This is a genomic window from Pseudomonas sp. Lb2C2, from assembly GCF_052112205.1.
Classification (GTDB): Bacteria; Pseudomonadota; Gammaproteobacteria; order Pseudomonadales; family Pseudomonadaceae; genus Aquipseudomonas; species Aquipseudomonas kilonensis.
In genome coordinates this window covers 657,587-676,078 of record NZ_JAUTYW010000002.1, presented here as the reverse complement: position 1 = coordinate 676,078, position 18,492 = coordinate 657,587, and the positions used below count along the sequence as shown (strand labels likewise).

Annotated in this window: 17 protein-coding genes; 7 read left to right on the top strand and 10 right to left on the bottom strand. The window is 61.5% G+C overall.

Annotation, left to right across the window (positions count from 1 at the left end; translation table 11 throughout):
* Nucleotides 1-101 precede the first annotated feature (101 nt).
* Entirely contained in the window at nucleotides 102-263 is a 162-nt protein-coding gene (locus tag Q7F16_RS07365) for a hypothetical protein (RefSeq protein ID WP_095963529.1), read from the bottom strand.
* A gap of 94 nt (nucleotides 264-357) precedes the next feature.
* Nucleotides 358-699 carry a hypothetical protein gene (locus Q7F16_RS07360; protein WP_014336958.1) on the bottom strand — a complete coding sequence of 114 codons (342 nt, stop codon included), beginning with the start codon at nucleotides 697-699 and terminating at the stop codon, nucleotides 358-360.
* A 229-nt stretch (nucleotides 700-928) separates the two neighbouring features.
* Here Q7F16_RS07360 and rapA point away from each other — a divergent pair, with 229 nt between their 5' ends.
* A complete protein-coding gene (rapA, locus tag Q7F16_RS07355) occupies nucleotides 929-3,775 on the top strand; it encodes an RNA polymerase-associated protein RapA (protein WP_046065667.1) in 2,847 nt (948 codons plus the stop codon).
* A 1,070-nt stretch (nucleotides 3,776-4,845) separates the two neighbouring features.
* On the opposite strand, the gene Q7F16_RS07350 is transcribed toward rapA, so the two are convergent.
* The 4 genes from Q7F16_RS07350 to Q7F16_RS07335 all read right to left on the bottom strand — a co-directional run bounded on the left by Q7F16_RS07350 (nucleotide 4,846) and on the right by Q7F16_RS07335 (nucleotide 8,881).
* Nucleotides 4,846-5,688 (bottom strand): cache domain-containing protein, encoded by an 843-nt coding sequence (locus tag Q7F16_RS07350; protein ID WP_409555848.1) that lies wholly within the window; start codon nucleotides 5,686-5,688, stop codon nucleotides 4,846-4,848.
* A 236-nt stretch (nucleotides 5,689-5,924) separates the two neighbouring features.
* Nucleotides 5,925-6,797 (bottom strand): ATPase, encoded by an 873-nt coding sequence (locus Q7F16_RS07345; RefSeq protein WP_409555849.1) that lies wholly within the window; start codon nucleotides 6,795-6,797, stop codon nucleotides 5,925-5,927.
* Between the two features lie 106 nt (nucleotides 6,798-6,903).
* Entirely contained in the window at nucleotides 6,904-7,896 is a 993-nt protein-coding gene (locus tag Q7F16_RS07340) for an NAD-dependent epimerase/dehydratase family protein (protein WP_003198621.1), read from the bottom strand.
* Between the two features lie 85 nt (nucleotides 7,897-7,981).
* Nucleotides 7,982-8,881, bottom strand: coding sequence for a LysR family transcriptional regulator ArgP (locus Q7F16_RS07335; RefSeq protein WP_046065664.1), 900 nt, complete (start codon nucleotides 8,879-8,881; stop codon nucleotides 7,982-7,984).
* A 97-nt stretch (nucleotides 8,882-8,978) separates the two neighbouring features.
* Here Q7F16_RS07335 and Q7F16_RS07330 point away from each other — a divergent pair, with 97 nt between their 5' ends.
* The 4 genes from Q7F16_RS07330 to Q7F16_RS07315 all read left to right on the top strand — a co-directional run bounded on the left by Q7F16_RS07330 (nucleotide 8,979) and on the right by Q7F16_RS07315 (nucleotide 14,221).
* Nucleotides 8,979-9,581 carry a LysE/ArgO family amino acid transporter gene (locus Q7F16_RS07330; protein WP_046065663.1) on the top strand — a complete coding sequence of 201 codons (603 nt, stop codon included), beginning with the start codon at nucleotides 8,979-8,981 and terminating at the stop codon, nucleotides 9,579-9,581.
* A 175-nt stretch (nucleotides 9,582-9,756) separates the two neighbouring features.
* Entirely contained in the window at nucleotides 9,757-10,353 is a 597-nt protein-coding gene (locus Q7F16_RS07325) for a superoxide dismutase (RefSeq protein ID WP_046065662.1), read from the top strand.
* Nucleotides 10,354-10,647: 294 nt separating this feature from the next.
* Entirely contained in the window at nucleotides 10,648-12,699 is a 2,052-nt protein-coding gene (locus Q7F16_RS07320; protein ID WP_046065661.1) for a putative bifunctional diguanylate cyclase/phosphodiesterase, read from the top strand.
* Between the two features lie 178 nt (nucleotides 12,700-12,877).
* Nucleotides 12,878-14,221: an imelysin family protein gene (locus Q7F16_RS07315; RefSeq protein WP_409555850.1), complete on the top strand. Its 1,344-nt coding sequence runs from the start codon at nucleotides 12,878-12,880 to the stop codon at nucleotides 14,219-14,221.
* Between the two features lie 211 nt (nucleotides 14,222-14,432).
* Here the strand turns inward: Q7F16_RS07315 and Q7F16_RS07310 are convergent, their stop codons facing one another.
* The 3 genes from Q7F16_RS07310 to Q7F16_RS07300 form a co-directional block, all read right to left on the bottom strand.
* On the bottom strand, nucleotides 14,433-15,668 hold the full coding sequence (locus Q7F16_RS07310) for an RNA polymerase sigma factor (RefSeq protein ID WP_409555851.1): 1,236 nt from the start codon (nucleotides 15,666-15,668) through the stop codon (nucleotides 14,433-14,435).
* A 161-nt stretch (nucleotides 15,669-15,829) separates the two neighbouring features.
* Nucleotides 15,830-16,174, bottom strand: coding sequence for a YciI family protein (locus tag Q7F16_RS07305; protein ID WP_003198606.1), 345 nt, complete (start codon nucleotides 16,172-16,174; stop codon nucleotides 15,830-15,832).
* A 67-nt stretch (nucleotides 16,175-16,241) separates the two neighbouring features.
* Nucleotides 16,242-16,676, bottom strand: coding sequence for a YybH family protein (locus tag Q7F16_RS07300; RefSeq protein WP_046065657.1), 435 nt, complete (start codon nucleotides 16,674-16,676; stop codon nucleotides 16,242-16,244).
* A gap of 144 nt (nucleotides 16,677-16,820) precedes the next feature.
* Between Q7F16_RS07300 and Q7F16_RS07295 the strand changes: the two genes are divergently transcribed.
* Together Q7F16_RS07295 and Q7F16_RS07290 are read left to right on the top strand one after the other, a co-directional pair.
* Nucleotides 16,821-17,306 (top strand): GNAT family N-acetyltransferase, encoded by a 486-nt coding sequence (locus Q7F16_RS07295; RefSeq protein WP_046065656.1) that lies wholly within the window; start codon nucleotides 16,821-16,823, stop codon nucleotides 17,304-17,306.
* 35 nt (nucleotides 17,307-17,341) lie between these two features.
* Nucleotides 17,342-17,947 carry a pyridoxamine 5'-phosphate oxidase family protein gene (locus tag Q7F16_RS07290; RefSeq protein WP_409555852.1) on the top strand — a complete coding sequence of 202 codons (606 nt, stop codon included), beginning with the start codon at nucleotides 17,342-17,344 and terminating at the stop codon, nucleotides 17,945-17,947.
* Nucleotides 17,948-17,958: 11 nt separating this feature from the next.
* Here the strand turns inward: Q7F16_RS07290 and Q7F16_RS07285 are convergent, their stop codons facing one another.
* Entirely contained in the window at nucleotides 17,959-18,447 is a 489-nt protein-coding gene (locus Q7F16_RS07285) for a GyrI-like domain-containing protein (protein ID WP_046065655.1), read from the bottom strand.
* Nucleotides 18,448-18,492: the final 45 nt, after the last annotated feature.

Genomic DNA, 18,492 nt, shown 5'->3' with positions numbered 1-18,492 from the left:
AACCAATCAGGCCTGGATGAAAATTGACCGGGGTCAATAACGCCCGCAAGCGGGCGAAAAGGTGGGGAAATAACTGATCTGCATCAATGGATCGAGGGGGTTCAGCGCTTTTTCGGTTTGTTTTTCGACTTTTTCTTGGTCTTGCCCAACGGCATGGCCTGCTCGAAAGCCTGACGGACTTCATTGAGGCGTTTTTCGTTGAGGTCGTGAACGCGCTTGGCGCGTTCGGCACTGAGGTCGATCAGCTTGTCGTCTTGGCTCATGGCGTGTGGGCATCATGCAGTGAATTGCGGATGCACCCATGATGCGGGCTGTCGGCGGCGTTGACCAGCCTGCGCACGTCGGCAAACACCTGAATCAGATCTGGATATCGACCCACAAGCCCTGGCGCGACTCGTCGTCTATCAGCGGCACCACCGGCACGGTGTTGTCGGCGTTGAGTTCGGTGCCCGGTACGGCCAGGTGTTCTTCAGGGTCTTCATCGGCCTCGCGGTGGCGCTTGTCACGCTCCTGCCGGCGACGCTGCTCCTCGCGCAACAGCAACGCGGCCTCTTCCGGGTCGCGGTTTTTCAGGTCGATGGTGCTTTCGTTGGAGCTTTGCTGCACCGGGACCACGGGCGGTATGTCCGGTCGCTGGCGAACCGGATCCTGTTGAGCGGTGACGGGTACGGCGCTCAAAGGGAGCATGGGTGGCAACATAAAGGTCTCCTGTCTTCAGGTTGTCGGCTGGGAAAGTGGCAGCTTGAACCGCCGGTCCGAAACTTGTGACCCAGTTGGCATTGCAGCGATCCCCGGGGCCAAGCTTGTTTGATTCCTGGGCAAGCTTAAGTTCCGTGCCACCGGTAATGAATCAGCGTACGTAAATCCTTTGGTCTGAAGGATCCTTCCGTTAAGATAACCGGCTTTTTCAAGGCGGGAGTCAGGCAGCATGGCGCAGCAGTATCAACCGGGGCAACGCTGGATCAGTGACAGCGAAGCCGAGCTGGGTTTAGGCACCGTTCTGGCACAGGACGGCCGCTTGTTGACCGTGCTCTATCCGGCCACTGGCGACACTCGCCAGTACGCGCTACGGAATGCGCCGCTCACCCGTGTACGGTTTTCGCCGGGCGATGTGATCACTCACTTCGAAGGCTGGAAAATGACCGTGCGCGAAGTCGATGACGTCGATGGGCTACTGGTCTACCACGGCCTCAACGGGCAGAACGAAGTCGTCACCCTGCCCGAAACCCAACTGTCGAACTTTATCCAGTTCCGCCTGGCGAGCGACCGTCTGTTCGCCGGCCAGATCGACCCACTGGCCTGGTTCTCCCTGCGCTACCACACCCTGGAACACACCAGTCGCCAGTTGCAGTCTTCGCTTTGGGGCCTGGGCGGCGTCCGTGCCCAGCCGATTGCCCACCAATTGCACATTGCCCGAGAAGTAGCCGACCGCATTGCGCCGCGGGTGTTGCTGGCGGACGAAGTGGGCCTGGGCAAGACCATCGAGGCCGGCCTGGTCATCCACCGTCAGTTGCTGTCCGGCCGCGCCAACCGCGTCCTGATCCTGGTGCCGGAAAACCTCCAGCACCAGTGGCTGGTGGAAATGCGCCGGCGCTTCAACCTGCAGGTCGCGCTGTTCGACGAAGAACGCTTCATTGAAAGCGATGCCAGCAACCCGTTCGAAGACACTCAACTGGCCCTGGTGGCGCTGGAATGGCTGGTGGACGACGAGAAGGCCCAGGACGCGCTGTTCGCCGCCGGTTGGGACCTGATGGTGGTCGACGAGGCCCATCACCTGGTGTGGCACGAAGACCAGGCCAGCCCGCAGTACGCGCTGGTCGAACAACTCGCCGAGACAATCCCGGGCGTGCTGCTGCTGACCGCGACCCCGGAACAACTGGGCCAGGACAGCCACTTCGCCCGCCTGCGCCTGCTGGACCCGAATCGCTTCCACGACCTCAAGGCCTTCCGCGCCGAGAGCGAAAACTATCGCCCGGTGGCCGAAGCCGTGCAGGAGCTGCTGGACAAGGGCCGTCTCTCGCCTGAGGCCCACAAGACCATCCACGGCTTTTTGGGCAACGAAGGCGAAGCCTTGCTGACCGCCGTCAATGATGGCGATGTCGAAGCCAGTGCCCGCCTGGTACGTGAGTTGCTGGACCGCCACGGCACCGGCCGCGTGCTGTTTCGCAACACCCGCGCCGCTGTGCAGGGCTTCCCCGAACGCAAGCTGCATGCCTACCCGCTGCCGTGCCCGGACGAATACCTCGAGCTGCCCCTGGGCGATCACCCCGAGCTGTACCCGGAAGTCAGCTTCCAGGCCCAGCCGGACGCCAGCGAAGAAGAACGCTGGTGGCGTTTCGACCCGCGGGTCGAGTGGCTGATCGACACCCTGAAGATGCTCAAGCGCACCAAAGTATTGGTGATCTGTGCCCACGCCGAAACCGCCATGGACCTGGAAGACGCATTGCGCGTGCGTTCCGGCATCCCGGCCACGGTGTTCCACGAAGGCATGAACATCCTGGAGCGCGACCGCGCGGCGGCCTATTTCGCCGACGAAGAGTTCGGTGCCCAGGTGCTGATCTGCTCGGAAATCGGCAGTGAGGGCCGCAACTTCCAGTTCGCCCATCACCTGGTGCTGTTCGATCTGCCGGCGCACCCGGACTTGCTGGAACAACGCATCGGTCGTCTGGACCGGATCGGCCAGAAACACACCATCGAACTGCACGCGCCGTACCTGGAAACCAGCCCGCAAGCGCGGCTGTTCCAGTGGTATCACGAAGCGCTGAATGCCTTCCTCAACACTTGCCCGACCGGCAACGCCTTGCAACACCAGTTCGGCCCACGCCTGCTGCCATTGCTGGAAGAAGCCGACGATGGCCAGTGGCAAGCGCTGATCGACGAGGCCCGTACTGAACGCGAGCGCCTGGAAGCCGAGCTGCACACCGGTCGCGACCGTTTGCTGGAGCTCAACTCCGGGGGCGCCGGTGAAGGCGATGCGCTGGTGGAAGCCATTCTTGAGCAGGATGACCAGTTTGCCCTGCCGATCTACATGGAAACCTTGTTCGATGCCTTTGGTATCGACAGCGAGGACCATTCGGAAAATGCGCTGATCCTCAAGCCGAGCGAAAAAATGCTCGACGCCAGCTTCCCGCTGGGCGACGACGAAGGCGTGACCATCACCTACGACCGCAACCAGGCGCTGTCGCGCGAAGACATGCAATTCATCACCTGGGAGCACCCGATGGTGCAAGGCGGCATGGACCTGGTGCTGTCCGGGTCCATGGGCAACACCGCCGTGGCGCTGATCAAGAACAAGGCCCTCAAGCCCGGCACCGTGTTGCTGGAACTGCTCTACGTCAGTGAAGTGGTCGCCCCGCGCTCGCTGCAACTGGGCCGCTACCTGCCACCGGCCGCCCTGCGCTGCCTGCTGGACGCCAACGGCAACGACCTGGCCGCCCGGGTCTCGTTCGAAACCTTGAACGACCAGCTCGAAAGCGTGCCCCGTGCCAGCGCCAACAAGTTCATCCAGGCCCAGCGCGACCAGCTCACGCCACGGATCAATGCCGGCGAAGAAAAGATCGCCCCGCGTCACGCCGAGCGCGTGGCCGAGGCCCAGCGTCGCCTGGCCGCCGATACCGACGAGGAACTGGCACGCCTGACCGCCCTGCAAGCGGTCAACCCGACCGTGCGCGACAGCGAACTGGTAGCCCTGCGTCAACAGCGCGAGCAAGGGCTGGCGATGCTTGAGAAGGCGGCGTTGCGTTTGGAGGCGATTCGGGTGTTGGTGGCGGGCTGAGTTTGGCTGGGGGCCCGCTGTGGTGCTTTTATCGGGTGTATATCCGTTTCTTTGGTAACGGCGGCTTAGGGTTCCGCCCTGACGGCGGGTCACTTTCGAAAAGCGCGAAAGTAACCAAAGCGCTTCTGCCCCACCACTTGGCACCTCGCTTAGGCTCGGTGTGCCCTCACTCCGGCATTGCTCCGTGGGCCGCCGCGAAGGGCCATCCATGGCCCAGCGCGGCTATCCCGGCATCCATGCCGGGATGCCCACTGCGCAATGCCTGCGTTCGGCCAGCGTGGTTAACGGGGCGCTGAGATCAACGTCCACCGCGAGGCGGCCTAGTAGCCGACCTGGCTCTCCCGGTCGTACACCCATCAGATCTGTGTGAGCAAAGCTTGCTCGCGATGGGGCCAGTCAGCTCAACATCCATGTGACTGAACCACCGCCATCGCGAGCAAGCTCGCTCCCACATCCAACTTTCAGCGGACACAAAATTTATATTCAACACAGAGCCACAGTGGGAGCGAGCCTGCTCGCGAAGAGGCCAGCACATCCAACATTTTCATCGACTGGAGCACCGCCTTCGCGAGCAGGCTCGCTCCCACATGGATTTTCGGCAGCCACAAGATGCCCAGACGCCGCAGAACCCTGTGGGAGCGGGCTTGCTCGCGAAGGCGTCGGTACCATCCAACATCATTGCAAACTGATCCACCGCTTTCGCGAGCAAGCCCGCTCCCACAGGAAAAACGCGGTCCCACCAAGAACCAGGTCGGCTATCAGGCCGCCTCGGTTTTGTTTTTGATCTGGGGCGCCCCATTAACCACGCTGGCTGAACGAAGGTATAGCGCAGTGGGCATCCCGGCATGGATGCCGGGATAGCCGCGCTGGGCCATGGATGGCCCTTCGCGGCGGGCCCACGGAGCAATGCCTTCGTTCGGGCATGCCGAGCCCTAGCGAGGCACCAAGTGGTGGGGCAAAAGCGTTTTGCTTACTTTTGCGCTTTTCAAAAGTGAGCCGCCGTCAGGGCGGAACCCTAAGCCGCCGTTACCAAAGAAACGGATATACACCCAAAACCCAGCCCTAACCCCTCAAGGACTGTAATACCCCACCGCCACCAGAAAATGCCCAACCTTCTTCAAGTACGCATGCTTGTCCTCGACCTTGCCAGTCACCGGGTTCTTCCAGCGATACTCATACTCCCCCACGTCCTGCTTGCCGATCATGGCCAGGATCGGCTCGCCCACCGGCTTGCCATCGGGGTCCTTGACCTTGGTGAAGTCGGTATTGATCAAGCGCAAATTAGTGCCATGGCCAACATAGCGCCGGGTATTGAGGTCAACGACAAAGACATACAGGTCATCCTGCAGATAACCGCCCTTGAGGGAATTGACCGCCGTCAGCGTGGCTTTCTCGTTTTTCAGCAGGTCACTCGAGGCCTTGTCCAGCAACGCCCTGGCCTGTTCGGCGGAAGCCCGTGGCAGGTAGTAGCCGACGGCCAGGATTCGTTCGCCGACGCGCTGGAAATACACATGCTTGCGCTCGACCTTGCCGTCCGCCCAGTTCTGCCAACGGTACTCGGCTTGCTGGATGCCGCTGGCCTCGGGAGTTTTCAAGGCGTCCTTGAAGGCTTTGCGCAGGTCCGGGCCCAGCACTTCGGACACGTCTCGCCCGATCAACGCCGAGGAAGGCCCGCCGCTGGCGAGCATCACACCCTGGGTATCCACCACGAACACATAGCGATCCTTGTCGACGAATTCCCCCTGGCGACTGAAGGCGGCAAAGGCTTTGTCGCCGTTGTCGTGGTAATAGGCCAAGGCCTTTTCCAGCAGCGAGCGGGCCGCCTGGCCGTCATCCGGCGTCGCTGCCTGAACCGATGCCAGCCCCAGCACAAGCATTGCGCCCAGCCAGGCCATCCTGTGAAAAAAAACCATATGCGCGCCCCTCGTTCTTGTTGGTGTTTCAAGAGCGTAGACGGCGTGGGGTGATGTTGGAGTATTCAGGGAATTGCTGGGGAGCCGGGAGAGTCAGTGGGTATGGTTATTGACTGAGGTGGCGCCATCGCGAGCAAGCTCGCTCCCACACTGGACAGCATTTCCTGTGGGAGCGAGCTTGCTCGCGATAGCGGCGGCACATTCAGAATCGCTATCGCGAACAAACGCCCACAGGCTTATTGAGTCCCAGCGCGGAGTTGCTGCTGCAAGTTCTGGATCTGCGCTTGCAAGGTATTGATGTTGCGAGTGACCTGGCCGCGGAAGGCGTCGAACTCGGCAGTGTTACCGTTATCCTGCTGGCTCTTGAGCACGATCACGTCCTGTTCCAGGCGTTCGATGGCAGAATTGGAGGTGGCTCTTTTCAGGGCGGTGATGTCGGCACCGATACTCTTGAGCTGAGCATCCAGGGCACCACCCTCGCCTTGGCTTTTCAGGGCGTTAACTTCAGTCACCAGCGTCTTGACCTGGGCTTGGAGCTCCTTGTTGGAAGCTTGCAACTGAGTGTTGGTGTTCTGCTGTTCAGTGGCCTGGGCAATGAGCTGGGCCAGTTCCTTGTCCAGGTCGGCGGACGGACCGAAGGTAGCTTGCTGTTGCTTGTACTGCTCCAGCAGTTTGCTGTCGAATTGTTTGCCCTGATCCTGCAGCTTGCTTTCCAACTGCTTGATTTGCAGTTTCAAGGCCTCACTGTCGCTCATCACATTGGACTGGCCGGCGACGACCTTGCCGGAAAACTCCTGCAGGCGTCCCGCCGCATCTTCACTGATCCGCGCGAAGCTTTCCTGGGTGGCCACCAGTTGCTGTTCCATCAGGGAAATCTGCTGGAAACTCCACCAGGCCAGGAAACCGAACGCACACAGCAGCGCGCCGACCAATGCCCACAGTGGCCCGGTGCTCGGCCCCTTGACCTTGGCCGCGGCAACGGGCGCCGGGCGCGCTTGCACGTGAGGCTGGCGGTTGGGCAGGAAATCATCGTCATCGGGAATGTCGGCCCGCATCCGCAGGCTCGGTACATCATCGAAGTCGTCGTTGGCATCGTTACGCATGGGCATGGTTCAACCTTTGGGAAACCGGTGATGGCTTGATTCGGCGAGTATAACCCCCTCGCCCGCCGCACCGATTGACCCCAAACCCGGCACTCGGTTCATGACGGGGCGATCAGCGGGCACTTTGGACCTTCCACCAGGCACAAAATTCATCAAGGGCGGTCCACAAGCTGACCTGCGGATCATAATCGAGATAATGCCGGGCCCGGCTGATGTCCAGGGTGAAATTCTTGTTCATGACCTGCATGCCCAGGCGCGACAGCGTCGGTTCGGGGCGGCCCGGCCACAATTTGCAGAAACCTTCATTCAGGGCGGCGACACTGTAAGCCAAGCCGTAGGAACGATAACGCCGGACCTGTGGGACTTCCATCTGGCGCATCACATAATTGACCACATCCCACAGCGGAACCGGTGCCCCGTTGCTGATGTTGTAGGCCTTGCCCAAAGCCGAATCGGTAGCCAGCAGACTGCTGAGCAGCGCTTCATTGAGGTTTTGCACGCTGGTGAAATCCACCTTGTTGAGCCCGTTGCCGACAATCGCCAGGCGCCCCTTGCGCTGCATTTTCAACAAACGCGGAAAAATGCTCATGTCACCGGCACCGGTCACGAAACGCGGGCGCAGGGCCAACACTTCGAGGCCGAACTCCTGGGCGCCGAAGACTTTCTGCTCGGCCAGGTACTTGGTGGCCGCGTAAGGGTGCTTGAAGCGCTTGGGCACTTGTTCTTCGGTCAACCCAAGGTGGTCACGACCGTCGAAGTAGATGGACGGCGAGGACAGATGAACCAGGCGACGAACCTTCTGCTTGAGGCAGGCCTCGACGACATTTTCCGTGACCTGGACATTGCCCTGGTGGAAATCCTGGTAGCGGCCCCAGAGCCCCACGGAGCCGGCGCAGTGCACCACGGCCTCGACATCCAGGCACAAATCCCGGGCCAGCAGCGGGTCGCTCAGATCCCCTTGGACAAACTGTGCACCGCGACGCACCAGGTGTTCCACGCTCTCGGCCCGGCGACCGTTGACCCGTACATCCAGGCCTTGCTCCAGGGCGAAACGCGCAAAGCGCCCGCCGATGAAACCGCTCGCGCCGGTGACCAGAATTTTCATGAATGCTCCTAAGAAATGCGGTTACGAGCCTCGCGCTACAACCTGCAAATTTATCTGTGCGCCGCTTTTACCTGCAGCTTGACGTCTACGGCGCCTCCCAAGGCACCAGCCACTGCCGGGAGGCGCGGATCAACTGTTCGGTCAACAAGCCAAGCAACTGCCCGCCATTGCGCCAATGATGCCAGTACAGCGGCACATCGATCGGTTTATCTGCCAGCAATTCCACCAGCACGCCGCGCTCCAGCTGTTCGCGCGCCTGCAGCTCCGGCACGAGCCCCCAGCCGAGCCCGACTTCAGCAAGACGAATGAAACCTTCGGACGAGGGGCACAGATGGTGCTCGAAACCGCCCTCCACGCCCACGGACGCGAGGTAGCGGTGCTGCAGGAAATCATCCGGGCCAAACACTAATGCCGGCGTACGGGCCAGTTGATCGGCCCGCACGCCGCCGGGGAAATGCCGGGCGATGAACCCCGGGCTGGCCAGCGCCCGGTAACGCATCGCCCCCAGCAACACGCTACGGGCGCCAGCCACCGGGCGTTCGCTGGCGCAGACACATGCCGCCACTTCACCGGCGCGCATGCGCTTGAGGCCAACGGTCTGGTCCTCCACCACCAAGTCGAGCAACAGATGCTGCTCGGCGCAGAAATCGCCCACGGCCGCCGCCCACCAAGTCGCCAGGCTGTCGGCATTCAGGGCGATACGCAGCCGTTCGGGCAGGCCCTCTTCATCCAGGGCCGGCACCAGGCTTTGCAGGTCGCGCTCAAGCAGACGCACCTGTTGGACGTGATTGAGCAGCCGTCGGCCGATTTCCGTTGGTGCGGGCGGCGTGACACGCACCAGCACCGGCTGGCCGACCCGCGCCTCCAGCAGCTTGATCCGCTGGGAAATGGCCGATTGCGACAAACCCAACACCTGGGCCGCGCGCTCGAAACCGGCCTGCTCGACCACGGCAGCCAGGGCAGAGAGCAATTTGTAATCGAACATCAGTTTTCCTAATGAGCAATCAGCAGGATTGGTTTTTCTTATACAGCTTGCCACCGGAGAATGGCCAGCATTCAGGTATCGATGGGGAGTAAAAATCATGTGGCAAAGTTATGTGAACGGACTGCTGGTGGCCCTCGGGCTGATCATGGCCATCGGCGCGCAGAACGCGTTCGTACTGGCCCAGAGCCTGCGCCGCGAGCATCACTTGCCGGTAGCTGCGCTGTGTATCACCTGCGATGCACTGCTGGTGGCCGCTGGCGTGTTCGGACTGGCAACGCTGCTGGCCCAGAGCCCGATGTTGCTGGCCATTGCCCGTTGGGGCGGCGCAGTTTTCCTGCTCTGGTACGGCAGCCAGGCGTTGCGTCGGGCTTGTTCGAAGCAAAGCCTGCAACAAGGTGAAAACCAGGCCGTGCGCTCGCTGCGGGCAGTGCTGCTCAGCGCCCTGGCAGTGACGCTGCTCAACCCCCACGTCTACCTCGACACCGTGCTGCTGATCGGTTCCCTCGGTGCCCAGCAGAGCGTGCCCGGCGCCTATGTCGTGGGCGCAGCCAGTGCCTCGCTGCTGTGGTTCTTCACCCTGGCCTTCGGCGCTGCGTGGCTGGCACCCTGGCTGGCTCGTCCCAGCACCTGGAGGATCCTCGACCTGCTGGTGGCGGTGATGATGTTTACCGTGGCGGTGCAATTGATCGTCAACGGCTGATTATTCCAAACCGCTCTGGAACCTCTATTCCACACAGTTGTTGCGTGGTTATGCCGCACCCCCGGTGCTATGATCCGACTCCTGCGCCGCAAAGAGTACAAACTCCCCGGCGCTAGTCTGGCCGCCCGTGATCGGCCTTGCGCTCACCGCACCTGACCTGATTAGGAGAATCACCATGGCTTTCGAATTGCCGCCGCTGCCCTATCCACACGATGCACTGCAGCCGCACATCTCCAAAGAGACTCTGGAATACCACCACGACAAGCACCACAACACCTATGTCGTGAACCTGAACAACCTGGTGCCTGGCACCGAGTTCGAAGGCAAGACCCTGGAAGAAATCGTCAAGACTTCCTCGGGCGGTATCTTCAACAACGCCGCTCAGGTCTGGAACCACACCTTCTACTGGAACTGCCTGGCGCCAAACGCCGGCGGTCAACCAACCGGCGCGCTGGCTGAAGCCATCAACAATGCCTTCGGTTCGTTCGACAAGTTCAAGGAAGAATTCAGCAAGACGTCCATCGGCACCTTCGGTTCCGGCTGGGGCTGGCTGGTGAAAAAGGCTGACGGTTCCCTGGCCCTGGCCAGCACCATCGGCGCCGGCAACCCGCTGACCAGCGGCGACACTCCGCTGCTGACCTGCGACGTCTGGGAACACGCCTACTACATCGACTACCGCAACGTTCGTCCGAAATACGTCGAAGCGTTCTGGAACCTGGTCAACTGGAAATTCGTCGCCGAGCAGTTCGAAGGCAAAGCCTTCACCGCTTAAGCGCCGATGCCAGACAAAAGAACCCGGCACCGTGCCGGGTTTTTTTTGCCGGGCAAAAATGACCGCAGGCAAAATACCTCGCGTCTGGAACCCAAGAAAAAATCCCTGGAGGCCTCAAGTTGCGGCGCCTTCCAACCGACACAATGGTCGTAGAGCAATCACTCTGGAAAAAACGTACATCGGTCAGGTTTCAAGCGAAAACCCTTGTGTTTGATTGTCCCTTTGACTGACATCACAGGATTGCCAATACTCATGGCAACTTGACGCTACCCGCACGGAACAAGGAACCACTCTTTGAAGCTGGAACTCAAGAACAGCTTGTCTGTGAAGTTGCTCCGGGTCGTGCTCCTCTCGGCATTGATCGTTGGCATGGTCTTGAGCTGCGCCCAGATCGTGTTCGATGCCTACAAAACCAACCAGGCCGTCGCCAGTGACGCCCAGCGGATCCTCGACATGTTCCGCGATCCTTCGACCCAGGCCGTCTACAGCCTGGACCGGGAGATGGGCATGCAAGTGATCGAGGGCCTGTTCCAGGACGAAGCCGTACGCATGGCTTCCATCGGCCATCCCCGCGAAACCATGCTCGCCGAAAAAACCCGGCCCTTGCAGCACTCCGAAAGCCGCTGGCTGACCGACCTGATCCTGGGCAAGGAGCGCACGTTCACCACGCAACTGGTGGGACGCGGCCCCTACAGCGAATATTACGGCGACCTGAGCATTACCCTCGACACCGCCACCTACGGCCAAGCCTTCATCGTCAGTTCGGTGATCATCTTCATTTCCGGGATGCTGCGGGCCCTGGCCATGGGCCTGGTGTTGTACCTGGTCTACCACTGGCTGCTGACCAAGCCGTTGTCGCGGATCATTGAGCACCTGACCGAAATCAACCCTGACCGCCCCAGCGCACACAAGATCCCGCAGTTGCGCGGCCACGAGCAAAACGAGCTGGGCCTGTGGATCAATACGGCCAATCAACTGCTCGAATCCATCGAGCGCAACACGCACCTGCGCCACGAAGCGGAAAACAGCCTGCTACGCATGGCCCAGTACGACTTCCTCACCGGCCTGCCCAACCGCCAGCAGCTGCAACAGCAACTGGACAAGATCCTGGTGGACGCCGGGCGCCTGCAACGCCGGGTGGCGGTGCTATGTGTGGGGCTGGATGATTTCAAGGGCATCAACGAACAGTTCAGCTATCAGACCGGCGACCAACTGCTGCTGGCCCTGGCCGATCGGCTGCGGGCCCACAGTGGTCGGCTCGGCGCACTGGCGCGACTGGGGGGCGACCAGTTCGCCCTGGTCCAGGCCGACATCGAACAGCCTTACGAGGCCGCCGAACTGGCCCAGAGCATTCTTGATGACCTGGAAGCGCCGTTCGCCATCGACGATCAGCAAATCCGCCTGCGGGCCACCATCGGCATCACCCTTTTCCCCGAGGATGGCGACAGTACCGAGAAGCTGTTGCAGAAAGCCGAGCAGACCATGACCCTGGCCAAGAGCCGCTCGCGCAATCGCTACCAGTTCTACATTGCCAGCGTCGACAGCGAGATGCGTCGCCGTCGTGAACTGGAAAAAGACTTGCGCGAGGCCCTGGCCCGCGAGCAGTTCAGCCTGGTGTATCAGCCACAGATCAGCTACCGCGACCTGCGAGTGGTGGGCACCGAAGCCCTGATCCGCTGGCACCACCCCGAGCACGGCCTGGTGCCGCCGGACCTGTTCATTCCCCTGGCCGAGCAGAACGGCACCATTATCGCCATCGGTGAGTGGGTGCTGGACCAGGCTTGCAAGCAACTGCGCGAATGGCACGACCAGGGCTTCCTCGACCTGCGCATGGCAGTCAACCTGTCGACGGTGCAACTGCACCACGCCGAACTGCCGCGGGTGGTGAACAATCTCCTGCAAATGTACCGGCTGCCGCCGCGCAGCCTGGAACTGGAAGTCACCGAGACCGGCCTGATGGAAGACATCACCACCGCAGCCCAGCATTTGTTGAGCCTGCGCCGCTCCGGAGCGCTGATTGCCATCGATGACTTCGGGACCGGCTATTCGTCCTTGAGCTACCTCAAGAGCCTGCCGCTGGACAAGATCAAGATCGACAAGAGCTTCGTCCAGGACCTGCTCGACGACGAGGACGACGCAACCATCGTCCGGGCCATCATCCAGTTGGGCAAGAGCCTGGGCATGCAGGTCATTGCCGAGGGCGTCGAGACGGTCGAGCAGGAAGCCTACATCATCGCCGAGGGCTGCCACGAAGGTCAGGGGTATTACTACAGCAAACCGCTGCCGGCACGGGAATTGGGCGCTTACCTGAAGCAGGCCGAGCGCAGCAAGGTTTCCATCATCTGATTTCTCTCCTGGGCGCCAAGCCCCTGTAGGCGCTGTCGAAAGGCAGCGACCCACATCATTAAATAAGAAATATTTACAACCATAACCCTTTACACATAATGCAAATCTTTCGCATTATGTCGCAGTTTTTGCGCACCCTCGCGCCTGTCCCATCCATCACCGAAGCAGGATGTTCGCCATGATTCGTATGCCCCTGGCTACCGCCAGTCTGCTGGCCATCGCTATTTCCCTCGCCGGTTGCGGCGAAGGCAAAGACAAGGCCGCCGCGCCGCAAGCGCCAACGCCTGCCGCCAGCACCGCGGCACCGGTCGCCCCTGCTGCTGCCGGCAAAGTCGACGAAGCTGCCGCCAAGGCCGTTGTCGCGCACTACGCCGACATCGTCTATGCCGTCTACAGCGATGCCGAATCCACAGCGAAAACCCTGCAAACCGCCGTCGACGCGTTCCTGGCCAAGCCGAACGCCGAGACCCTGAAAGCCGCCAAGGCTGCCTGGGTTGCCGCACGCGTGCCTTACCTGCAAAGCGAAGTGTTCCGCTTCGGCAACACCATCATCGACGACTGGGAAGGCCAAGTGAACGCCTGGCCGCTGGACGAAGGCCTGATCGACTACGTCGACAAATCCTACGAGCACGCCTTGGGTAACCCGGGCGCCACCGCCAACATCATCGCCAACACCGAAGTCCAGGTCGGCGAAGACAAGGTCGACGTCAAAGACATCACTGCGGAAAAACTCGCCGGCCTGAACGAACTGGGCGGTTCCGAGGCCAACGTCGCCACCGGCTACCACGCCATCGAATTCCTGCTGTGGGGCCAGGACCTCAACGGCACCGGCCCGGGTGCCGGCAACCGCCCGGCGTCCGACTACCTGGAAGGTACCGGCGCCACCGGTGGCCACAACGACCGTCGTCGTGCCTACCTCAAGTCCGTGACCCAATTGCTGGTCAACGATCTGGAAGAGATGGTCGGCAACTGGAAGCCGAACGTGACCGACAACTACCGCGCCACCCTGGAAGCCGAGCCAGGCGAAAGCGGCCTGCGCAAGATGCTGTTCGGCATGGGCAGCTTGTCCCTGGGTGAACTGGCGGGCGAGCGCATGAAGGTGTCCCTGGAAGCCAACTCGCCAGAAGACGAGCAGGATTGCTTCAGCGACAACACCCACAACTCGCACTTCTACGACGCCAAGGGCGTGCGTAACGTGTACCTGGGCGAATACACCCGCGTAGACGGCACCAAGATGACCGGCGCGAGCCTGTCGTCCCTGGTCGCCAAGGCCGATCCGGCCGCGGACACCGCGCTCAAGGCCGACCTGGCCGACACCGAGGCCAAGATCCAGGTCATGGTCGATCACGCCAACAAGGGTGAGCACTACGACCAACTGATCGCCGCCGGCAACACCGCGGGCAACCAGATCGTGCGCGACGCCATCGCCGCCCTGGTCAAGCAGACCGGTTCGATCGAACAGGCTGCGGGCAAACTGGGCATCAGCGACTTGAACCCGGACAGCGCTGATCACGAGTTCTGATCAATGCCGGCTGGCTGAAGCGGATTAACGCAGCCAGCCAAGCCACAAAACCTGTGGGAGCGAGCTTGCTCGCGATTGAGGTCTTTCAGTCAACATTGATGTTGGCTGGTCTACCGCTATCGCGAGCAAGCTCGCTCCCACAGTGGTTTCTGGGGTTTCGAAAATGTGTGATCAGTCATCGCTCCCACAGGGGGGGTGCTGCTTGTGGTCATCACTGCAACCCCGCCAGCCGCCCTTCGATAAACCGCCGTTCCGGCAATTGCTGCGTCAACTCAAGCGCGCGTCGATACGCCGCCCTCGCCTCGTCCAATCGTCCCAGTTGACGACAGAACTCCGCCTGCGCCGAGTAGGCCAGGTGATAGTCGAGTAATTCCCCACGCCCCAGGATCGCCTCGACCAGGCGCAAGCCGACTTCCGGTCCGTCGCGCTTGGCCAGGGCAGCGGCGCGGTTGAGTTCGATCACCGGTGACGGCACGGCCCGCAACAGCACATCATAAAGCCCGACGATCTGCGGCCAGTCGGTCTCCTGCGCCGTCGGTGCTTCGGCATGCACCGCCGCAATCGCCGCTTGCAGGCAGTACGGCCCGAACCGCCGGGTTTTCAGCGCAGCTTCCACCAACGTGCAGCCCTCGGTGATCAGCTCGGCGTCCCACAAAGATCGATCCTGTTCATCCAGCAGGATCAGTTCACCGGTCGATGACGTTCGCGCCGGGCGCCGGGACTCGTGCAACAGCATCAACGCCAGCAACCCCATGACCTCAGCCTCGGGCAGCAACTCCATCAGCAGGCGCCCGAGGCGGATGGCTTCGCGCGTCAGGTCTTCGCGGGTCAGCTCGGCGCCCATCGAGGCCGAATAACCTTCGTTGAACACCAGGTAGATCACCCGCAGCACGCTGTCCAGCCGTTCCGGCAGTTCCGCGCGGGACGGCACTTGGTAGGGGATCCTGGCATCGCGGATTTTCGCCTTGGCCCGCACGATACGCTGGGCAATCGCCGCCGGGGCGGCGAGGAAAGCCCGGGCGATTTGCTCGGTGGTCAGGTCGCAGACTTCCCGCAGCGTCAGGGGCACCTGCGCATCCGCCGCCAGGGCCGGGTGGCAACAGGTGAAAATCAGCCGCAGGCGATCGTCTTCCACGTCTTCGTCACTCCACTGGCCCTGCTCCAGCGCTTCGAGCTGGGCGATCAACATCGGCCGGGACGCGGCGAAACGTGCACGCCGGCGCAAACTGTCGATGGCCTTGAAACGCCCGGCAGATACCAGCCAGGACCGCGGGTTGTCCGGCACCCCGTCGCGCTGCCAGCGCTCGACCGCAATGAAGAAGGCCTCGTGCAAAGCTTCTTCGGCGAGGTCGAAATCCCCCAGCAGGCGAATCAACGTCGCCAGGATCCGCCGCGAGTCTTGCCGATAAACCTGCTCGACCCGCGCCTTGACCGCTTCGACCGACATCAGTCGGGCATGCCTTGGGGGCCCCACCCTTGGCCCCGTAAGGCCGGCTCGCTCCGGGCGCGGAAAATCTTCTGGCGCCGGGCGTCGATCATTCGGCTGATGGATAACCCATAAGGGACAGCTGCAAGGTTCATGAATGAAGTCCTGTTTGTATTTGTTGTTCAGGGGTTCAGTTGGCGTACCGGTCGCACTTCGACGCAGCCGACCCGGGCCGCCGGAATATTGCCGGCGACCTGGATGGCTTCGTTGAGGTCCTTGGCATCGATCAGGTAGAAGCCCGCCAGTTGCTCCTTGGTTTCGGCGAACGGACCGTCGGTGATCGACAGCTTGCCGCCGCGCATGCGTACCGTGGTGGCGGTCTGCACCGACTCCAGGGCCTCGGCGGCCAGCATCCGCCCACTGCCCTGGATCGATTCGGCATAGGCCATGCACTCGGCGTCCTCCGGACTGTCGGGCGAGTTGTGCAGCGTGTGTTCGTTGCTATACACCAGGCATAGGTACTTCATGGAAGGCTCCGTGATCGGACTGATCAACTATGGACGGCAGAATGACGCTCAGCAAAAAAACCGACGATCAGGGCTGCAGGTCGAACAGCGCCGTACCGGCCATTGGGTCGAACGGTGCGGACCAATGTTCGTGGACGATCCGCCACTGCCCGGCTACACGCTGATAGCAGGCCGTCACGCGCATCCAGCAGGCCTGTTCCTCGCCTTTTTCGTTGGTGCCGCCGCAATAGGCCAGCCAGTGGGCGAAGGCGATGTTCTCGGCCGGGGTAATCTTGACCTGATGAAAGTCGAACTTGTGCGGGCCGGGGCACATCTCCATGCAGGCTTGCCAATGGGCCCGGTAAGCGGTCTTGCCCTTGAATTGCAAGGCCTGGATGGCATCGAACGAGACGATGTCTTCGTCATAGAGCGCCATGACCTTTTCGACGTCCTTGGCCATGACCGCTTGGCGATAGGTGTCGATCAGGGCCTGGATTTCGGTTTCAGTGACTTGGGTATTCATGGTGAATTCTCCGCAGTTTTTTTGTTGAAGACACCCTTTGTCGTTTGGAGAAACAGCGAATCGACAACCCAACAAAAATAATTCAAAGAAAAAAAAACGCTAGAATCCCAACCCTATTCTGCTGGCAGACAATGGACGTTTTTTGTGACCGCTCAGCTCGTACCCTACGAAGACCTGACCCCGCTCCAACGCGAACAGGTCACCGCGATCGAAATCCACCCCGAACAGATCAAGTTCGCTGGCGATATCCACGGTGCCCTGCACATGCTGCTGTCCAGGCCCGGCCCCGGGGTCAAAGGGTTTGCGTTATTGGCCGAGGAGGTGCCGGTGGCGTTCCTGCTGCTCAAGCGCCCGCCGGTACTGCCCGCCTGGGCCAATGAACACAGCGCCACCCTGCATGCCCTGCAAGTCGACCACCGGGTCCAGGGCAAAGGTTATGGCAAGGCCTGCCTGCGGGCGCTGCCCGCCGTGGCGCTAGCCGCCTGGCCGGAAATCCGCGGGCTGGAGCTCTCGGTCGACGCCGATAACGACTCGGCCATCGGCCTGTACACCCGGCTGGGTTGGGTCGACAGTGGCGAAGCCTACAAGGGCCGCATCGGTTACGAGCGGCGAATGGGGTTGGCGTTCTGATGGACCTTGACCCATAGACTCAGGATGAATGGATGATGTTGACGTCGATTGAACAGCTGGAAGCGCTTTATGGCCTGCCCCACGAACGGGCAGTGCGCAAACAGATCCCCTTCCTGAACGAGGATTACCAGGCGATGGTCCGGGCCTCGCCCCTGGTGGTCATCGGTTCGGCAGGACCCGACGGCCTCGATAGCTCGCCCCGGGGCGATGTGCCGGGTTTCGTGCAGGTCCTCGACGAACGCACCCTGGCCTTGCCAGACCGCCCCGGCAACAACCGCATCGACACCCTGCGCAACGTCCTGCACGATCCGCGGGTATCGCTGCTGTTCCTCATCCCCGGGATTGGCGAAACCTTGCGGGTCAACGGTACCGCCCGGATCAGCGCCGACCCCGCACTGCTGGAGCGTTTTGCAGTCAACGGCAAGCCGGCTCGCACGGTGCTGCTGGTGACGGTCGAAGCGGCGTTTTTCCATTGTTCCAAAGCCATCGTGCGCTCAGACCTGTGGAATCCAGCTCGCCAACTCGAGCGCTCGGCCCTGCCCAGCGCCGGAGCGATCCACAAGCGCTTGAATGATGGGCAGTTCGATGCCGAGACTTATGACCGTGAAGCACCTGCGCGGGTGCAGGCCAGCCTGTACTGAAGTAGCGACGATCAACTCGGCCTGAGCGGGATCCAGATCTCCAGGGTGCCTTCGCCGGTCCTGGGGTTGAAGTCCTCGCTGTAGCGCTCGAACTCCGGCAATTGCGCCGCTGTGTGACCGGAATGCGGCAGCCACTCGTTCCAGATGTATTGGAACGTGTCCGGCAGTTGTTTCAACGGCCCCTTGTGTTCGAAGACGGCGTAATACCCAGGCTGGATTTCGATCCAGCGGTATTGTTCCGGCAGATCGTCGAGCCGGCTGATTTCCACGCCGGCAATGTATTCGAACCCACCCTTCCCGTCCGGGTTGCAACACACGCCGTAGGTCACTTCATCTTTCTGCCCTGGCACCTTGCCGAGCCAGGGCAGGAACTTTTCCCAGAGCAAAGGGATGTCTTGGGCGGTGTCCTGGGTGAACCGAGCACCAAAGCCGGCGATAAGCTGAAAACGTCCCTGTTCAAAGCGTGGTTGAGCTGTGTAATCGCGTTTGGGCTTTTCCATGCGGCAACACTCCAGCAAAACGTGAAGTCGGGTTTGGCAGTATAG